This window comes from Lacisediminihabitans sp. (assembly GCF_036569425.1).
GTDB lineage: Bacteria > Actinomycetota > Actinomycetes > Actinomycetales > Microbacteriaceae > Lacisediminihabitans.
The window spans coordinates 1-15,459 of sequence record NZ_DATCQQ010000063.1 but is presented as its reverse complement, the minus strand read 5'-3'; the positions used below and the strand labels follow the sequence as shown (position 1 = coordinate 15,459).

14 protein-coding genes are annotated in these 15,459 nt (G+C 68.2%); 12 read left to right on the top strand and 2 right to left on the bottom strand.

Annotated features, from left to right (window positions below; all coding sequences use genetic code 11):
- Positions 1–119 precede the first annotated feature (119 nt).
- Both VIM54_RS10740 and VIM54_RS10735 read left to right on the top strand, forming a co-directional pair.
- Positions 120–1,751, top strand: a complete 1,632-nt coding sequence (locus VIM54_RS10740; RefSeq protein ID WP_331901207.1) for a sensor histidine kinase — start codon at positions 120–122, stop codon at positions 1,749–1,751.
- Positions 1,744–2,436, top strand: a complete 693-nt coding sequence (locus VIM54_RS10735; RefSeq protein ID WP_331901206.1) for a response regulator — start codon at positions 1,744–1,746, stop codon at positions 2,434–2,436. Before VIM54_RS10740 ends, VIM54_RS10735 begins: the two co-directional genes overlap by 8 nt.
- Positions 2,437–2,618: 182 nt before the next feature.
- Here VIM54_RS10735 and VIM54_RS10730 read toward each other — a convergent pair whose 3' ends face one another.
- The gene (locus tag VIM54_RS10730; RefSeq protein WP_331901204.1) at positions 2,619–2,792 is read right to left on the bottom strand and encodes a methionine aminopeptidase; all 174 of its coding nucleotides are present in this window, start codon (positions 2,790–2,792) and stop codon (positions 2,619–2,621) included.
- Positions 2,793–2,824: 32 nt separating this feature from the next.
- Between VIM54_RS10730 and map the strand changes: the two genes are divergently transcribed.
- From map to VIM54_RS10680, 10 genes are all read left to right on the top strand, one after another.
- Positions 2,825–3,691, top strand: coding sequence for a type I methionyl aminopeptidase (gene map / locus VIM54_RS10725; RefSeq protein ID WP_331901202.1), 867 nt, complete (start codon positions 2,825–2,827; stop codon positions 3,689–3,691).
- Positions 3,692–3,711: 20 nt separating this feature from the next.
- Entirely contained in the window at positions 3,712–4,470 is a 759-nt protein-coding gene (ppgK, locus tag VIM54_RS10720) for a polyphosphate--glucose phosphotransferase (RefSeq protein ID WP_414673211.1), read from the top strand.
- Positions 4,471–4,997: 527 nt separating this feature from the next.
- Positions 4,998–5,087, top strand: a complete 90-nt coding sequence (gene kdpF, locus VIM54_RS10715) for a K(+)-transporting ATPase subunit F (RefSeq protein ID WP_331901198.1) — start codon at positions 4,998–5,000, stop codon at positions 5,085–5,087.
- Complete coding sequence (gene kdpA, locus VIM54_RS10710) at positions 5,087–6,763, top strand: potassium-transporting ATPase subunit KdpA (RefSeq protein WP_331901196.1); 1,677 nt, start codon at positions 5,087–5,089, stop codon at positions 6,761–6,763. Before kdpF ends, kdpA begins: the two co-directional genes overlap by 1 nt.
- A 4-nt stretch (positions 6,764–6,767) precedes the next feature.
- A complete protein-coding gene (gene kdpB, locus VIM54_RS10705; protein WP_331901195.1) occupies positions 6,768–8,915 on the top strand; it encodes a potassium-transporting ATPase subunit KdpB in 2,148 nt (715 codons plus the stop codon).
- Between the two features lie 32 nt (positions 8,916–8,947).
- Positions 8,948–9,559 (top strand): potassium-transporting ATPase subunit KdpC, encoded by a 612-nt coding sequence (kdpC, locus tag VIM54_RS10700; protein WP_331901194.1) that lies wholly within the window; start codon positions 8,948–8,950, stop codon positions 9,557–9,559.
- Between the two features lie 14 nt (positions 9,560–9,573).
- Complete coding sequence (locus tag VIM54_RS10695; RefSeq protein ID WP_331901193.1) at positions 9,574–12,057, top strand: ATP-binding protein; 2,484 nt, start codon at positions 9,574–9,576, stop codon at positions 12,055–12,057.
- A complete protein-coding gene (locus tag VIM54_RS10690; protein ID WP_331901192.1) occupies positions 12,057–12,743 on the top strand; it encodes a response regulator in 687 nt (228 codons plus the stop codon). The genes VIM54_RS10695 and VIM54_RS10690 overlap by 1 nt, the downstream gene beginning before the upstream one ends.
- Positions 12,744–12,791: 48 nt before the next feature.
- Positions 12,792–13,211, top strand: coding sequence for an SRPBCC family protein (locus VIM54_RS10685; RefSeq protein ID WP_331901190.1), 420 nt, complete (start codon positions 12,792–12,794; stop codon positions 13,209–13,211).
- 8 nt (positions 13,212–13,219) lie between these two features.
- The gene (locus tag VIM54_RS10680; RefSeq protein ID WP_331901189.1) at positions 13,220–13,954 is read left to right on the top strand and encodes a VIT family protein; all 735 of its coding nucleotides are present in this window, start codon (positions 13,220–13,222) and stop codon (positions 13,952–13,954) included.
- 176 nt (positions 13,955–14,130) lie between these two features.
- Here VIM54_RS10680 and VIM54_RS10675 read toward each other — a convergent pair.
- The coding region (locus VIM54_RS10675) for an HNH endonuclease signature motif containing protein (protein WP_331901188.1) at positions 14,131–15,459 on the bottom strand (1,329 nt) is incomplete at its 5' end.

Sequence of the window (15,459 nt, the reverse complement as noted above, 5' to 3'; positions counted from 1 at the left end):
TGTAGCTTGTGGTTCCCGCCGTGAGATTTCAGTCTGCCTGCCGCATGCTGCACTATGGGAACGACCAATGATGGCCGGCGGGAGGGCACGTGATGTCACGACAACCCCCGCGGGCCCGGATGAGCCTCGCAAGGCAGCTTCTCGCCTTCCAGCTCAGCCTGCTCGCGATCGTGCTCGTGCCGGTCGCCGCTATCTCCCTCGAGCAGACGCAAAGCGACTTCATGAACGGTCAGCAGAGGCGCATGCTCGCCGTCGCGGAGTATTCGGCCGCGAACCCCTTGCTTCGGAGCATGCTCTCGACCGCGGCGGCGGCCGGCGAGCGGCCGGCGGCTCTCGCCTCCCGGGTGGAGTCGCTGCGTACCACGACGGGCATCGACCAGCTCATCACCACGGATACCGCGGGCCGAGTGATCGCCTCGCCGGCCGATCCTCGACTTCTCGGCAGCGTCCTGGCGCTGCACGGAACGCCGAACGGAGCCTGGTCGGGGGCGGTGAAGCTCGGCGCTGTGGACAACGTCGTGGCCGAGGTGCCCGTGCTGGCCGACAATGGCGCCATCGTCGCAACGGTCATCGCCGCCCGGGAGATCCCCACCCTCTGGGAGCTGTTCGGCGCTGCCATCCCCGACCTCCTCACCTACCTCGCCGTGGCCGGAGTGCTCGGCGGCGCCGGTTCCTGGTGGCTCGCCGCCCGGGTGAAACGGCAGACCCTCGGGCTGGAACCCGACCAGATTGCGCGTCTCGTCGAGCACCGGGAGGCGATGCTCCACGGCATCCGCGAGGGGGTCGTCGCCGTCGATGCCGATGGGCTCATCACCCTGGCCAACGACAGCGCCCGCCGGCTGCTCACCCTCCCCGACGATGCCGAAGGCCGGCGCATCGACGAGGTCGGCCTCGATGACGATGCCGTGCGCGCGCTCCGATCGCACGGCGGACACGATCGAGATGCCGCGCTCGTCAACCGAGGCGTGCTGCTGGTGCTCAACCAGACCACCATCCTCCTTCCGCGGTCCAAACCCGAGGTCGTGACCACCCTGCGGGACCGAACGGAACTCGTCACACTGCAACACGACCTCGGCAGCAGCCTGCAGACAACCGGCACGCTGCGCGCGCAGACGCACGAGTTCGCCAACCGGCTGCACACGATCTCGATGCTCATGCAGCTTGGCGACATCGAGGCGGCCGTCGACTACATCGACGCGGTATCCCGCGATCGGTCGGAACTCGACAGCACAGTGCTCGCCCGGATTGCCGAGCCGGCCGTCGCGGCGCTGATCATCGCGAAGACGTCCCTCGCCCGCGAGCGCGGTGCCGAACTCACGCTCTCCGCCGCGTCGGCACTCCCCCGGGGGGACGACGAGCTATCCGCGGATCTCGTGACGGTGCTCGGCAACCTCATCGACAACGCCCTGGACGCCGTACGGGCCGCGCCCGTGCGACGCGTCGAGGTGGACATCCGGCTGTTCGGCGACGCGCCAACCGCTTCGCACTACGGGGCCTGCGTGACCGTACGGGATTCAGGCAGCGGGGTCGATGCCACGATAGCCGACCGCATGTTCGAGGCGGGGGTCACCTCCAAGTCCCCGTCTCCCGACGGGACGGCGAATGGTTTCGGACTCGCGATCGTGCAACTCGTGGCGACCAGGCGTGCCGGGCGGGTGACCATTCGCAGCGACGGAGGGACCGTCGTTGAGGTGACCCTCCCGACGATGGCGCCCACCGAGCCCCCCGTCCCGACGGCATTTCATGTGTGACGTGCTCGTCGTTGACGACGACTTCATGGTAGCGAGCGCCCACGAGCGCGTCGTCGACGGAATTCCGGGATTCCGGGTGGTCGGCGTCGCCCACACCGGGACGCGCGCCCTCGAACTGATCGACTCGCTCCAGCCGCACCTCGTGCTCCTCGACGTGTACTTGCCGGACATCTCGGGGCTGGATGTGATCCGAGACGCGCGAAACCGCGGGCACGACATCGACTTTCTCGTGCTCAGTGCGGCCCGCGAACCCGGAATGGTCACCGCCGCACTCCAGGGCGGCGTCGTGAGCTACCTCCTCAAGCCGTTCAAGATCACCGAGCTGCGCGGCAGGCTCATCGCATACGCCGAGCGGGTCCGCGTGCTCAACCGCCCGGGCGCCCTCCAGCAGAGAGATCTCGACCACGCTCTCGGGGCGGCATCCGGCGCTCGATCCGGCGCGGCGACCCTCCCGAAGGGGCTCAGCCGGGAGACGGCCGCGCTCGTCGAGAGCGAGCTGAGACGGCACCCCGGCGCCATCGCTGCCTCGGAGTGCGCGGAGAGCCTCGGGGTCTCCCGGGTTGTCGCCCGCAAGTATCTTGAGCAATTCGTAGCCGTCGGATCGGCCGTCGTGAGCCTGCGCTACGGGCAGACCGGCCGCCCGCAGCGGCGCTATTCCTGGGTCTCAGACGGCACTGCCGACTGATCCGCCCCGCTGCCTGCTGCCTGCTACCTGCTACCTGCTACCCCGCCCCACTTCCGAAATCCATGCATTTGGCGGCGCCACGCCGCTCACCATGGTTCAGATGCGGCGCGTCGGCAAGGAACGCATGGATTTCGGAAGGGGCAGGCGCCGATGGACGGGCGGCCAGTGCGGACCGCGGCCGGTCAGTGGTCGTTGGCGGCGTCTTCCTCTGCCCACCTGCGGGCGCGTTCGGCGATGATCTCGGGCGCTCGCGCGGCATCCTCGCGCGTCGTGAACGGCCCGTCGAGCTCCGACGCGAGCGACTGCTTGCCCTCTTCAACCTCACCGGTTCTGATGTTGTAGTACCACTCGGTCATGAGCGCTCCTTATCCCAACTAAAATCGATCCTATGCCCAAGGATTCGAGCGGTCACCTCGTGCCGGGGCACATCTCCCCCGCGCGTTTCGTACCGAGGACCATCGCCCGCCCGGAGTATGTCGGCAAGGCGGCACCCGCCCCCTTCACCGGCTCAGATGTCTACCCTCCTGAGGCCGTCGCCCGCATCCGCGAATCGGGCCGGATCGCCGCCGACGCCATCGCGCTCGTCGGGGCGAGCGTGCGACCGGGCATCACGACCGATGAACTCGACGTGATCGGCCACGACTACATGGTGGCGAACGGCGCGTATCCGTCGACGCTCGGCTACCGCGGTTTCCCCAAGTCGATCTGCAGTTCCGTGAACGAGGTGATCTGCCACGGGATCCCGGATGACACGGTGCTCGAGGAAGGCGACATCGTGAATATCGACATCACGGCCTTCAAGAACGGCATGCACGGCGACAGCAACCAGACCTTCATCGTGGGGGAAGCCTCGTCGGCCGTCACCGACCTCGTCGACCGCACTCGCGAGGCCCTGGGCCGCGGGATCAAGGCCGTCGCCCCAGGCCGCGAGGTGAACGTGATCGGCCGCGCGATCGAGTCGTACGCCAAGCGCTTCGGCTATGGCGTCGTGCGCGACTTCACGGGTCATGGCGTCGGCGAGGCCTTCCACTCCGGCCTCATCATCCCGCACTACGACTCGGCGCCCGCGTACTCCACAGTGATGGAGACCGGCATGGTATTCACCATCGAGCCGATGCTCACCCTCGGCGGCATCGAGTGGGAGCAGTGGGACGATGGTTGGACCGTCGTCACCAAGGACCGAAGCATCACCGCGCAATTCGAACACACCCTCGTCGTAACCGACCGTGGCGCAGAAGTGCTCACTCTCCCCTGATCCGATCCCCCACAGGAAGACTGTCAAACATGGCCATCAAAGCGGTAGGCATCGACATCGGCGGCACCGGCATCAAGGGGGCGATCGTCGACGTCTCGTCCGGCAAGCTGCTCACCGATCGCATCAAGCTCCCGACCCCGCAGGGCGGCGAGCCGGAGGACATCCTGGCGACGGTGCTGGAGATCGTCAAGAGGCTCGATGTCGGCAACAAGAAGGATCCGATCGGCGTCTGCTTCCCTGCGGTCGTGGTGAAGGGCAAGACCCTCTCCGCCGCCAACGTGTCGAAAAGCTGGATCGGCCTCGAGGCGGAGAAGCTGTTCGAGAAGGGGCTCGGGCGCAACATCCACTTCGTCAACGACGCGGATGCCGCCGGCTACGCCGAGACGCTCTACGGCGCGGCGGCGAAGTCGGACGGCCTCATCATCATGACCACCCTCGGCACCGGAATCGGCACCGCCCTCATCTACAAGGGCGTGCTCATCCCGAACGCCGAACTCGGCCACATCCAGCTCGACGGCGTCGACTACGAGACGCGGGCGTCGTACTCGGCGAAGGAACGCGAGAACCTCAGCTGGGTTGACTGGGCGGCGCGGTTGCAGCAGTACTACACGGCGCTCGAGGCCTACTTCCACCCCGACCTGTTCATCCTGGGCGGCGGCGTGTCCAAGGAATACAAGAACTTCCTCTCCCTGCTCCACCTGAACACGCCGATCGTGCCGGCGACCCTGCGCAACAACGCCGGCATTCTCGGCGCCGCCGCCCTGGCCGCCGGCAGGTAACCGACGGCATGTAGCCGACGGCAGGGCGCCGACTGCAGGGCGCCGACGGTCGGGCGCCAACCGCCAGGCGCCAACGGCCAGGCGCCTCCCCTAGCTGGCTTCCGGCGCCGCGTTCGGGTCGCCCGGAGCGTCGAGGACAAGGGTGCCGGTCAGTCCGAGGGAACTCGCCGAGCCGTAGACGCCGGGGTGAGTGGCGGTTGTGCGAGGCAGTTGCGCGCCCACCCCGGAGCAGAGGCCTCCCGATCGGTTGGCGACGTGGTGGGATGCTGCGCCCGCACGGGGAGGTCTCGCCGGACCATCCCCGATCGTTAGAGTGTGGTGTTGCCGTGTTAGGGAGTCGTTAGGCCCTGCCGGCTTGGACGTCCCCATGGTGTGGACTCGTCCCTCGTGACAGAAATGTCGTTGCGCGCCGTTCGGCCGCAGCTTGTCTTTCCCGCGGAGGATCCGATGCTCGATCTCGTGTACGTCGTTGGCGCAATAGGGCTTTTCGCCCTCGTTGCCCTTGTCGCCTGGGGGGTCGAGAAGCTGTGATCTTCTTCACCATCCTCAGCGTGGTGCTCGCCGTCGCCGCCCTGGTCTACCTCGTGTTCGCTCTCGTGAAACCGGAGCGCTTCTGATGAACACGACTCTGCTCTTCGTGCTTCAACTCGGCACCCTCATCCTCCTGCTCGGGCTCGTTTATCGGCCGCTCGGCGACTACATGGCCCTCGTCTACACGACACCGAAGAACCTCAGGGTCGAGCGCGGGTTCTACCGCCTGATCGGGGTGAACCCGGGATCGGCCCAGACCTGGCCCGTATACCTCCGCAGCGTGCTCGCGTTCTCCGCGATCGGGGTGCTCGCCCTCTACCTCGTGCAGCGGATCCAGCAGATCCTGCCGTACTCCCTCGGCCTCCCCCCGGTCGAACAGTCCCTCGCCTGGAACACCGCCATCTCCTTCGTCACCAACACGAACTGGCAGTCGTACTCCCCCGAGCTGACGATGGGTTACACCGTGCAGCTCGTCGGGCTCGCGGTGCAAAACTTCGTGTCGGCCGCCGTCGGCATCGCCGTGGCCATCGCCCTGATCAGGGGCCTCGCCTCCCGTCAGTCGACTACGATCGGCAACTTCTGGGTGGACCTCACCCGGGGCGTCGTGCGGATCCTGCTCCCACTCTCTGTGATCGCGGCCGTCATGCTGCTGCTCTTTGGTGTGATCCAGAACCTCAACGGCTTCCAGCACGTGACCGGCCTCACCGGGGCGACCCAGACGATCCCGGGCGGCCCCGTCGCCTCGCAGGAGGCGATCAAGGAGATCGGCACGAACGGCGGCGGGTTCTTCAACGCCAACTCGTCACATCCGTTCGAGAACCCGAACGGCTGGACCAACCTGTTTGAGATATTCCTCATGCTCGCCATCCCGTTCTCGCTCGCGAGGACCTTCGGGCGCATGGTCAACGATCACCGCCAGGGCTACGCGATCCTCTCCGCCATGGGCATCATCTGGATCGTCTCGGCCGGTCTGCTCACGCTGCTCGAGAGCGCGGGAAGCGGAACGGCGAGCCATCTCGCCGGCGGGGCGATGGAGGGCAAGGAGACGCGCTTCGGCATCGTCGGATCGGTGATCTTCGGCACGACGAGCACCCTCACCTCCACCGGAGCGGTCAACTCGATGCACGACAGCTTCACCTCCCTCGGCGGCGGCCTCGTCGTGGTCAACATGATGCTCGGCGAGGTGGCCCCCGGCGGTGTCGGATCGGGACTCTACGGAATCCTGATCATGGCGATCGTCGCGGTATTCGTCGCCGGCCTGATGGTGGGCCGCACCCCCGAATACCTCGGCAAGAAGATCGGAGCGCGGGAGGTGAAGCTCGCGAGCATCTACATCCTGATCACCCCGACGCTCGTGCTGGCCGGCACCGCGCTCAGCTTCGCCATCCCCGCCGTTCGCGACTCCGTGGTGAAGACCTCGATGGCCAACACGGGCCTGCACGGCTACTCGGAGGTGCTCTACGCGTTCACCTCGGCAGCCAACAACAACGGGTCGGCCTTCGCAGGGCTCACCGCGAGCACAGCCTGGCTCAACACCGCGCTCGGCGTGGCGATGCTGCTCGGTCGGTTCCTGCCCATCGTCTTCGTGCTCGCTCTCGCCGGCTCGTTCGCCGCGCAGGAGAAGGTGCCGACGACAGCCGGCACCCTGCCCACCCACAGGCCGCAATTCATCGGCCTGCTGATCGGCACGATCGTGATCGTGTCCGCCCTCACCTACCTCCCCGTTTTGGCGCTAGGCCCCATCGCAGAAGGACTCAAGTAACACCATGTCGACCACTCTGATCAAGCCATCGGCGAGCGCACCCCGCACCCGCAAGCCGTCGTCGGCGTTCGGCGTTCGGCAGCTCATCGCGAGCCTGCCCGATGCGTTCCGCAAGCTGGACCCCCGAGTCATGTGGCGCAACCCCGTGATGTTCGTCGTGGAGGTGGGAGCCGCGCTCACCACCGCCCTGGCCATCGCCCAGCCGTTCCTCGCCACGGCGGCGCAGACCGCGGCCTCGCCCACCTCCCTCGCCTTCATCTGGTCCATCGCCGTCTGGCTGTGGCTGACCGTGCTCTTCGCGAACATGGCCGAGGCCGTGGCGGAGGGCCGCGGAAAGGCGCAGGCGAAGAGCCTGCGCGAGAGCCGCACGAGCACCCTCGCCAACCGGGTCGCCTCCTACGATGCGGCAGCCGACGCAGGGGCCGAGCACTCCGAGCTGCAACAGATCGCCTCGGCGGACCTCACCCTCGGCGACACCGTCGTCGTGACGGCTGGCGAACTGATCCCGGGCGACGGCGACATCATCTGGGGCATCGCCTCGGTCGACGAGTCGGCCATCACCGGGGAATCCGCGCCGGTGGTGCGCGAGTCGGGCGGCGACCGCAGCGCCGTCACCGGCGGCACGCGCGTGCTCTCAGACCGCATCGTCGTGCGGATCACGAGCAAGCCGGGTGAGACCTTCGTCGACCGCATGATCAAGCTCGTCGAGGGGGCGTCCCGCCAGAAGACGCCCAACGAGATCGCGCTCAACATCCTGCTCGCGAGCCTCACGATCATCTTCGTGGTCGTCGTGCTGATCATCAACCCGATCGCCGCGTACTCGAACGCGGCGCAGAGCGTTCCCGTGCTCGTCGCCCTGCTCGTGTGCCTCATCCCGACCACGATCGGCGCGCTGCTGTCCGCCATCGGCATCGCTGGCATGGACCGCCTCGTGCAGCACAACGTGCTCGCGATGTCCGGCCGGGCGGTGGAGGCCGCCGGCGACGTCACGACCCTCCTGCTCGACAAGACGGGCACAATCACCTACGGCAACCGCCAGGCCGCCGAATTCGCCGCGCTCAGCGGAGTGGATGCCCAGACCCTCGCGACCGTCGCCGCCGCGTCCTCGCTGAGCGACCCGACACCCGAGGGCAAATCGATCCTCAAGCTCGCCACTGAGCAGGGTTTCACCTTCCCCACCACCGTCGACGGCACCGTCGTTCCGTTCACCGCCCAGACCCGCATGAGCGGGGTCGACTACGCGGACGGCAGCCAGGTGCGCAAGGGCGCGGGCTCCATGGTGAGCGCCTGGGTCGCGGAGTCCTCGACCCTCACCGACGCCCAGCGCGCCGAGCTCGACGGGATCGTCACCCGCATCTCGCAGGTCGGCGGCACCCCGCTGGTCGTCGCCCGCCGCGACACGAGCGGCGTCGCCTCCGTGCTCGGCGTGGTCTACCTCAAGGACGTCGTGAAGACCGGCCTCGCCGAACGCTTCGCCGACCTGCGCCGGATGGGCATCCGCACCGTGATGATCACCGGAGACAACCCGCTCACCGCAAAGGCGATCGCCGAGGAGGCCGGCGTCGACGACTACCTCGCCGAGGCGACCCCGGAAGACAAGATGGACCTCATCCGCCGGGAGCAGCAGGGCGGCAACCTCGTCGCCATGACCGGGGACGGCACGAACGACGCCCCGGCGCTCGCTCAGGCGGATGTCGGCGTGGCGATGAACACGGGGACCTCGGCGGCGAAGGAGGCCGGCAACATGGTCGACCTCGACTCCGACCCCACCAAGCTCATCGACATCGTCGGGATCGGCAAGCAACTGCTCATCACGCGCGGGTCGCTCACGACCTTCTCGATCGCGAATGACGTGGCGAAGTACTTCGCCATCATCCCGGCCATGTTCGTGGCCAGCTACCCGGGCCTCGCCGCCCTCAACTTCATGGGGCTGCACTCGCCGGCCTCGGCGATCCTGTCGGCCGTGGTGTTCAACGCCCTCATCATCATCGCCCTCATCCCGCTGTCCCTCCGGGGCGTCACCTACCGCCCGGGCAGCGTGTCGAGCATCCTCGGCCGCAACCTCTGGATCTACGGCGTCGGCGGCCTCATCGCCCCCTTCATCGGCATCAAGGCGATCGACCTCGTCATCGCCCTCATCCCCGGCTTCTAATACCCCTCGACAGAGAAACGGATCTCAGCACAATGAGCTCAGCACGCGGCACCACCCGGCAATACTGGGTCGCCCTCAAGGCCATGATCGTCTTCACGGTCGTTCTCGGCATCGGCTACCCGGCGCTGATCGGCGCGATCGGGCTCCTCGCCCCGGCCCAGGCGGGCGGATCCCCGGTCACGGTCGACGGCAAGACGGTCGGCTCGAGCCTCATCGGCCAGAGCTTCACGGACAAAAAGGGAAAGGCTCTCCCCCAGTGGTTCCAGTCCCGGCCGTCGGCCGCGGGCACCGGCTACGACGCCGGCGCGTCCGGCGGCAGCAACCAGGGCACCGAGAGTGAGACACTGATTTCAGCGATCAAGGATCGGAAGGCGGCCATTGCGAAGAGCGACGGAGTTGATCCGGCATCCATCCCGGCCGACGCCCTCACCGCCTCGGCGTCCGGTCTCGACCCGCAGATCAGCCCGGAATACGCCCGCGAGCAGATGGCACGGGTCGCCGCGGCCCGAAGCCTGCCGCAGGCGAAGGTCTCACAGCTCGTCGAGCGTTTCGTCACCGGGCGCTCGCTCGGGTTCATCGGCGAACGGACCGTCAACGTGCTCGAGCTCAACATCGCGCTCGCGGCCCTCGACAAGTCCAACTGACTGATGGCGCCGCGATGACGAGAGGAATCCTGCAGGTCTACCTCGGTGCCGCCCCGGGGGTCGGCAAGACCTTCAGCATGCTCGAGGAGGGCCGCCGACTGCGGGAGAAGGGCCTCGACGTGGTGGTCGGGCTGGTCGAGACACATGGCCGGGCCGAGACCGCCCGCGTGGCGGAGGGGCTCGAGTTGATTCCCCGGCTTCGCGTCGCCCATCGCGGCGTGGTACTCGGCGAACTCGACCTGGCCGCCCTCATCGCCCGCACGCCGGACTGGGCCCTCGTGGACGAACTCGCGCACACGAATGCGCCAGGTTCGAAGAACAAGAAACGCTGGCAAGACGTGCAGGAGCTCCTCGAGGCCGGCATCAACGTGATCTCGACGGTCAACATCCAGCACATCGAGAGCCTCAACGACGTCGTGCAGTCGATCACCGGTGTTACCCAGCGGGAGACGATCCCGGACTCCGTGCTGCGCTCCGCAGACCAGATCGAGGTCGTGGACCTCGCCCCGGAGGCGCTGAGGACGCGCCTGTCCGGTGGCCAGATCTACCCGGCCGGCACCATCGACGCTGCCCTGTCCAACTACTTCCGGCTCGGCAACCTCACGGCCCTCCGCGAGCTCGCGCTGCTCTGGCTCGCCGACGAGGTGGATGTCGCTCTCCAGGAGTACCGGAACGAACACGGGATCCGCGGCAAGTGGGAGGCCCGCGAGCGGGTCGTCGTGGCGTTGCCCGGCGGCGCGGAGGGCGAGACGCTGATCCGCCGCGGGGCGCGGATCGCGGCGCGGTCGAGCGGCGGGCAGCTGCTGGCCGTGCACGTGGCGAGCTCCGACGGCCTTGCCGAGTCGAACCCGGCCGCACTGCTCTCCCAGCGCACCCTCGTCGAGAGCCTCGGCGGCAGCTATCACCAGGTGGTCGGCGACAGCACCCCGACCGCTCTCGTGGAGTTCGCCCGCGGCGTCAACGCGACCCAGCTCGTGATCGGCGTGAGCCGCCGGTCACGGCTCACGGCGTTCCTCACCGGCCAGGGCATCGGCGCGACGGTGATCCGGGCGTCCGGCGACATCGACGTGCACATCGTCTCGCACGCGTCGGCCGGCACCCTGCAGTTGCCGCGGTCCCGCGGGGCGCTCACCGTGCGGCGACGACTCGGCGGGTTCGTCCTCGCCGTGCTCGGGCTCCCGCTGCTCACCCTCCTGCTCAGCTCGTTCCGCAACGCCGAGTCGCTCGTGAGCGAGGTGCTCGCCTTCCAGCTGCTCATCGTGGTCGTCGCCCTCGTCGGCGGAATCTGGCCGGCAGTCACCGCCGCCGTGGTCGCCGGCCTCGCACTCGACTACTTCTTCGTCGAACCGCTCTACAAGGTCACCATTGCCAACCCACTCCACCTTCTGGCGCTGCTCATCTTTCTCATCATCGCCGTGCTCGTCAGCCTCGTTGTGGACCAGGCGGCGAGCCGCAGCCGCGCCGCCAAGCGCTCGGCCGCCGAGGCCGAGACCCTTGCAACCGTGGCCGGCAGCATTATCCGGGGCGAGAACGCGGTGGAGGCCCTCGCCAACCGGCTGCGCGAGGTCTTCGGCATGAACAGCGTCACGGTCAACTACAACGACACCCAGCTCTACGAGGCCGGAGCGGTGACGAGTGGCGACGACGACAAGCAGACGGTTGTGCCCCTGAGCGACCAGGGCAGCGTCGTGCTGCGCGGACGCGACCTGCAGGCCTCCGACCGGCGCATCCTCGACGCCTTCGTGTCCCAGATCGAGGCGGCGCTCGTGCAGAACGAGCTGCGGACCGCGGCGCAGGGCATCCGTCCCCTTGAGGAGGCCGATCGACTGCGCACCGCCCTCCTCGCGGCCGTCGGCCACGACCTGCGCACCCCGCTCTCGTCGGCGACCGCCGCCGTGTCAAGCCTGCGCAGCACGGATGTGGACTGGAGCGACCGGGACCGCGACGAACTGCTCGCGACCGCCGAGGAGTCGCTGCATCGCCTCGCGGACCTCGTGAACGACCTGCTAGACGCGAGTCGGCTGCAGGCCGGGGTGCTGCCGATCTCGCTCGCCACCGTCGGACTCGACGAGATCGTTCCGCTGGCTCTCGACGAGCTCAAGGTGCCGCTCGGGCGCGTTCGGGTGGATGTGGCACCCGACCTGCCGGGGGCCTCCTGCGACCCGGTGCTCGTTCAGCGGGTGCTCGTCAACCTCATCGCCAACGCCCTGCGCTACTCCCCGGAGGAGGCACCCCTCATCATCACCGCGAGCAGTTTCGGCGAACGGGTCGAGCTGCGCGTGATCGACCGGGGCCCCGGCATCCCGAAGGCACGGCTCGCCGAGGCGTTCCAGCCGTTCCAGCGGCTTGGGGATACCGACAACACCACCGGGGTTGGCCTCGGGCTCGCGCTCTCCAACGGCTTCATGGAGGCGATGGGCGGAAGTCTTGAGGCGGAAGACACGCCGGGCGGCGGCCTTACTATGGTGATCTCGCTGCCCACGGGAAAGGGACACTGATGCGCGTTCTCGTGGTGGATGACGATGCCCAGATTCTGAAGGCCCTGCGGATCAACCTCGCCGCGCGCGGCTACGACGTGTCGCTGGCCCGATCGGGACCGGAGGCGCTGGATGTCGCGGCGAAGGTCAAGCCGGACATCGTCGTGCTCGACCTCGGCCTGCCCGGTTTCAGCGGCATCCGGGTGATCGAGGGACTCCGGGGCTGGACCGATGCCCCGATTCTCGTGGTGAGCGGGCGCTCGGACTCCGCCGACAAGGTCGACGCCCTCGACGCGGGGGCCGACGACTACGTCACCAAGCCGTTCGCCATCGACGAGCTGCTCGCGCGCATCCGGGCCCTCGGCCGCCGGGCCCTCGCCGAACCCGAGGAGCCGGTAACCCGGTTCGGCAACATCACCGTGGACCTCGCCGCCCACACTGTCGACCGCGCCGAGTCCGGCGTGTCGACTCCGGTGAAGCTCACCCCCACCGAGTGGCACATCCTCGAGGTGCTCGTGCGCAACCCGCGCCGCCTGATCACCAAGAACTTTCTGCTCACGACGGTCTGGGGGCCGGCCTACGAGAACGAGGACGGCTACCTTCGCCTCTACCTGGCCCAGTTGCGCAAGAAGCTCGAGCCGGAGCCGTCGCGCCCACGCTACCTGCTCACCGAGCCGGGCATGGGGTACCGCTTCTCCCCCGACTGATTCTCGGATCGCTTCACTTCCGTCGTCGACCCTGCCTACAGTGGCCGTATGGAGTCTCGAAACGTCAGCGTCGCAATCGACCGGCCGGACGAAGAGGTGTACGCCTTCGCCGCCGACCCGGTCAACCTGCCGTTATGGGCCGCCGGCCTCGGGAGTTCCATCGAGCTCGTCGACGGCCGCTGGATCGCCGAGGCGTCTGGCGGAAGTGTGGTCGTCGAGTTTTTGCCGAACAACGACTTTGGCATCCTCGATCACGTTGTCACCCTGCCGAACGGCGAGAGGATGCTGAACCCGATGCGCGTGATCGGCTACCGGGACCGAAGCGAGGTCGTCTTCACTGTCAACCGACGGCCCGGGATGACCGACGAGGAGTTCGAATCGGATGCCGCGGCCGTCGCCGCGGACCTCGCGACGCTCAAGCGCCTCCTCGAGTCCCCGGCGGAATCTCCGGACGCCGCCCGCGGTTAGATAGTCCTATGTCGACGAACCAGGAACCCGCGTCGTCCCAGCACTCCAACGAGCCCCACGGGGCGGGTGTCGCGAGCAAGCTCAACTGGCTGAGGGCGGGCGTGCTCGGCGCCAACGACGGAATCGTGTCGGTCGCGGCCATCGTCGTGGGCGTGGCGGGCGCCACGCCCGCCGTGGCCCCCATCCTCACCGCCGGCGCCGCCGGTCTCGTCGGTGGCGCCATCTCGATGGCCCTCGGCGAGTATGTGTCAGTGAGCAGCCAGCGGGACAGCCAGCGCGCGCTCATCGCCAAGGAGCGGCGCGAACTCGCCGAGCAGCCGGAGGATGAGCTCAACGAGTTGGCCGGCCTGTACGAGTCCAAGGGACTCTCGGCCGAGACGGCCCGCGCCGTCGCGATCGAACTCACCCAGCACGACGCACTCGCCGCGCACCTCGACGCCGAACTCAACATCGATGAGGCGGATGTCGTGAGCCCGTGGCAGGCCGCCGGCGCCTCGGCGCTGGCCTTCACGATCGGGGCAATCCTGCCGATGCTCTCGATCCTGCTTCCGCCGGCCAACCTGCGCGTGCCGGTGACGTTCATCGCCGTTCTGGTGGCCCTTGCCGCGACGGGGACCACGAGCGCCCTGATCGGCGGGAGCCCCGTGCTGCGGGCGACGCTGCGGGTGGTGATCGGCGGGGCCATCGCCCTCGCCGCGACGTACATCATCGGTTCGCTGCTCGGCACCTCGGGAATCGTCTAGCCGATATTCGTACGGCACTTACGTCTGGAGGCTGGGCCCCCGTTCGAGTAGACGTGGGTTACCAGCCAGTGGAGGTTGGCCTATCCGCGGTTGAGCTCGTCTCGGGCGGCTGCCGCCTTGTGGATGGCGGGTATGAGGCCCGGTTGGGGTGGGTTTGGCGGCCTGCTTTCGGCCCGTCACCGCCGCAGCACGATCGGCGGCGCGTGTTCCGGTGGCCCATCCCTCACTGGCCCGTGTTCCGGTGGCGCGTCTCTCTGTGGCCCGTTTCTCGGTGGTGTGTTTCTCTGTGGTGTGGTCGGTACTGGTGGTCGTCCTCCGCGGCGTGGTCGCTGTCGAGCGTCGATCGATGAGGGTGGGATGAACCAGGGGACGTTGTTGATGACTTCGATTTGCCAGCCGTCCCGGTGGATGCTGTGGTGGTGGGCGGAGCAGAGCAGGATTCCGTTGGCCAGGTTTGTTTCCTGGGTGTGGGACCACCATCGGATGTGGTGTGCTTCGGTGTGGCTGGGTGGTCGTGGGCAGTTGGTGATGGCGCATCCGCCGTCCCGTTCGGCGAGGGCGAGTCGTTGTGCACGGCTGAACAGGCGGCGGGATGCGCCGAAGTCGAGCACCTCGCTCGCCCCGCCGAGGACGGCGGGGATGATCGCCGCGTCGGCGGCTAACCGTCGGGCGGTGCCGGCGGAGATGGGTTGCTCGGTGCCGTCGATCTGCGCCTCGCCGAGTCCGCTGAGCAGGGATTCGAGACTCATCCGCACGACGATGGTGGCCGCCGGCAGCGGGACGGTGGTGTTGTCGCAGGCGAGGGCATGGCGGGCGATCTCGACCACGGCATCCGCCGCGATCTGGGTGAGAGTGCGGGTGTCAGGCAGGGTCTCGTGGGTGGCGGCACAGGCGTCAGGTGAAGCACCGGCGTCGGGTGAAGCACAGGCGTTGGGTGAAGCACCGGCGTCGGGTGAAGCACAGGCGTCAGGTGGTGCGAAGTCGTTGGGTGGTGTGAAGCGGGGTGCGCGGATGGCGAGGCTGACTTGCGCGTCGATGGCGGCATCCAGGTAGGCGCTGCCGACCGGATCGAGGTCGAGCCGATACCGTTTCAACCCGTTGGCGAGGATCGAGCGCCGCAGCGACCGGCGTTCGACCTGTTCGGCTTCTCGGGGCTCGATGCCGTCGATGTCGAGCGCGTCCCGCCAGCGCGCGGCGAGCCGACGCAGCAGGTCTGCGGGATGTTCCGCCGCGAACCGCACCAACGCCAGCTCGGCTGCCTCCAGGTGCCCACGCTCGGCCCGTGGCGACGCCTGGGACAGGGCCGCCACGATGAGGTTGGCGGAGTCGATCGGGACGACGGCGGCTCGCACGGCGTCGGCGACGAGCGGATAGCTCGGCGGCATCCGTTCCCCGACGAGGCTGACACGGACGGCGGTCGCCCCGGCGACCCGGCAGAATCGTTGCCCTTCGGCGAGGGTGATGCGCCCCACCTCGGTGAGCAGTGCTGCGGCACTCGTGCTGCC

Coding starts and splice junctions, on each gene's coding strand:
- VIM54_RS10740 (WP_331901207.1), top strand. CDS start 120: ATGAGCCTCGCAAGGCAGCTTCTCGCCTTCCAGCTCAGCCTGCTCGCG.
- VIM54_RS10680 (WP_331901189.1), top strand. CDS start 13,220: ATGTCGACGAACCAGGAACCCGCGTCGTCCCAGCACTCCAACGAGCCC.
- VIM54_RS10690 (WP_331901192.1), top strand. CDS start 12,057: ATGCGCGTTCTCGTGGTGGATGACGATGCCCAGATTCTGAAGGCCCTG.
- VIM54_RS10685 (WP_331901190.1), top strand. CDS start 12,792: ATGGAGTCTCGAAACGTCAGCGTCGCAATCGACCGGCCGGACGAAGAG.
- kdpB (WP_331901195.1), top strand. CDS start 6,768: ATGTCGACCACTCTGATCAAGCCATCGGCGAGCGCACCCCGCACCCGC.
- VIM54_RS10735 (WP_331901206.1), top strand. CDS start 1,744: ATGTGTGACGTGCTCGTCGTTGACGACGACTTCATGGTAGCGAGCGCC.
- VIM54_RS10695 (WP_331901193.1), top strand. CDS start 9,574: ATGACGAGAGGAATCCTGCAGGTCTACCTCGGTGCCGCCCCGGGGGTC.
- map (WP_331901202.1), top strand. CDS start 2,825: ATGCCCAAGGATTCGAGCGGTCACCTCGTGCCGGGGCACATCTCCCCC.
- kdpA (WP_331901196.1), top strand. CDS start 5,087: ATGAACACGACTCTGCTCTTCGTGCTTCAACTCGGCACCCTCATCCTC.
- VIM54_RS10730 (WP_331901204.1), bottom strand. CDS start 2,792: ATGACCGAGTGGTACTACAACATCAGAACCGGTGAGGTTGAAGAGGGC.
- kdpC (WP_331901194.1), top strand. CDS start 8,948: ATGAGCTCAGCACGCGGCACCACCCGGCAATACTGGGTCGCCCTCAAG.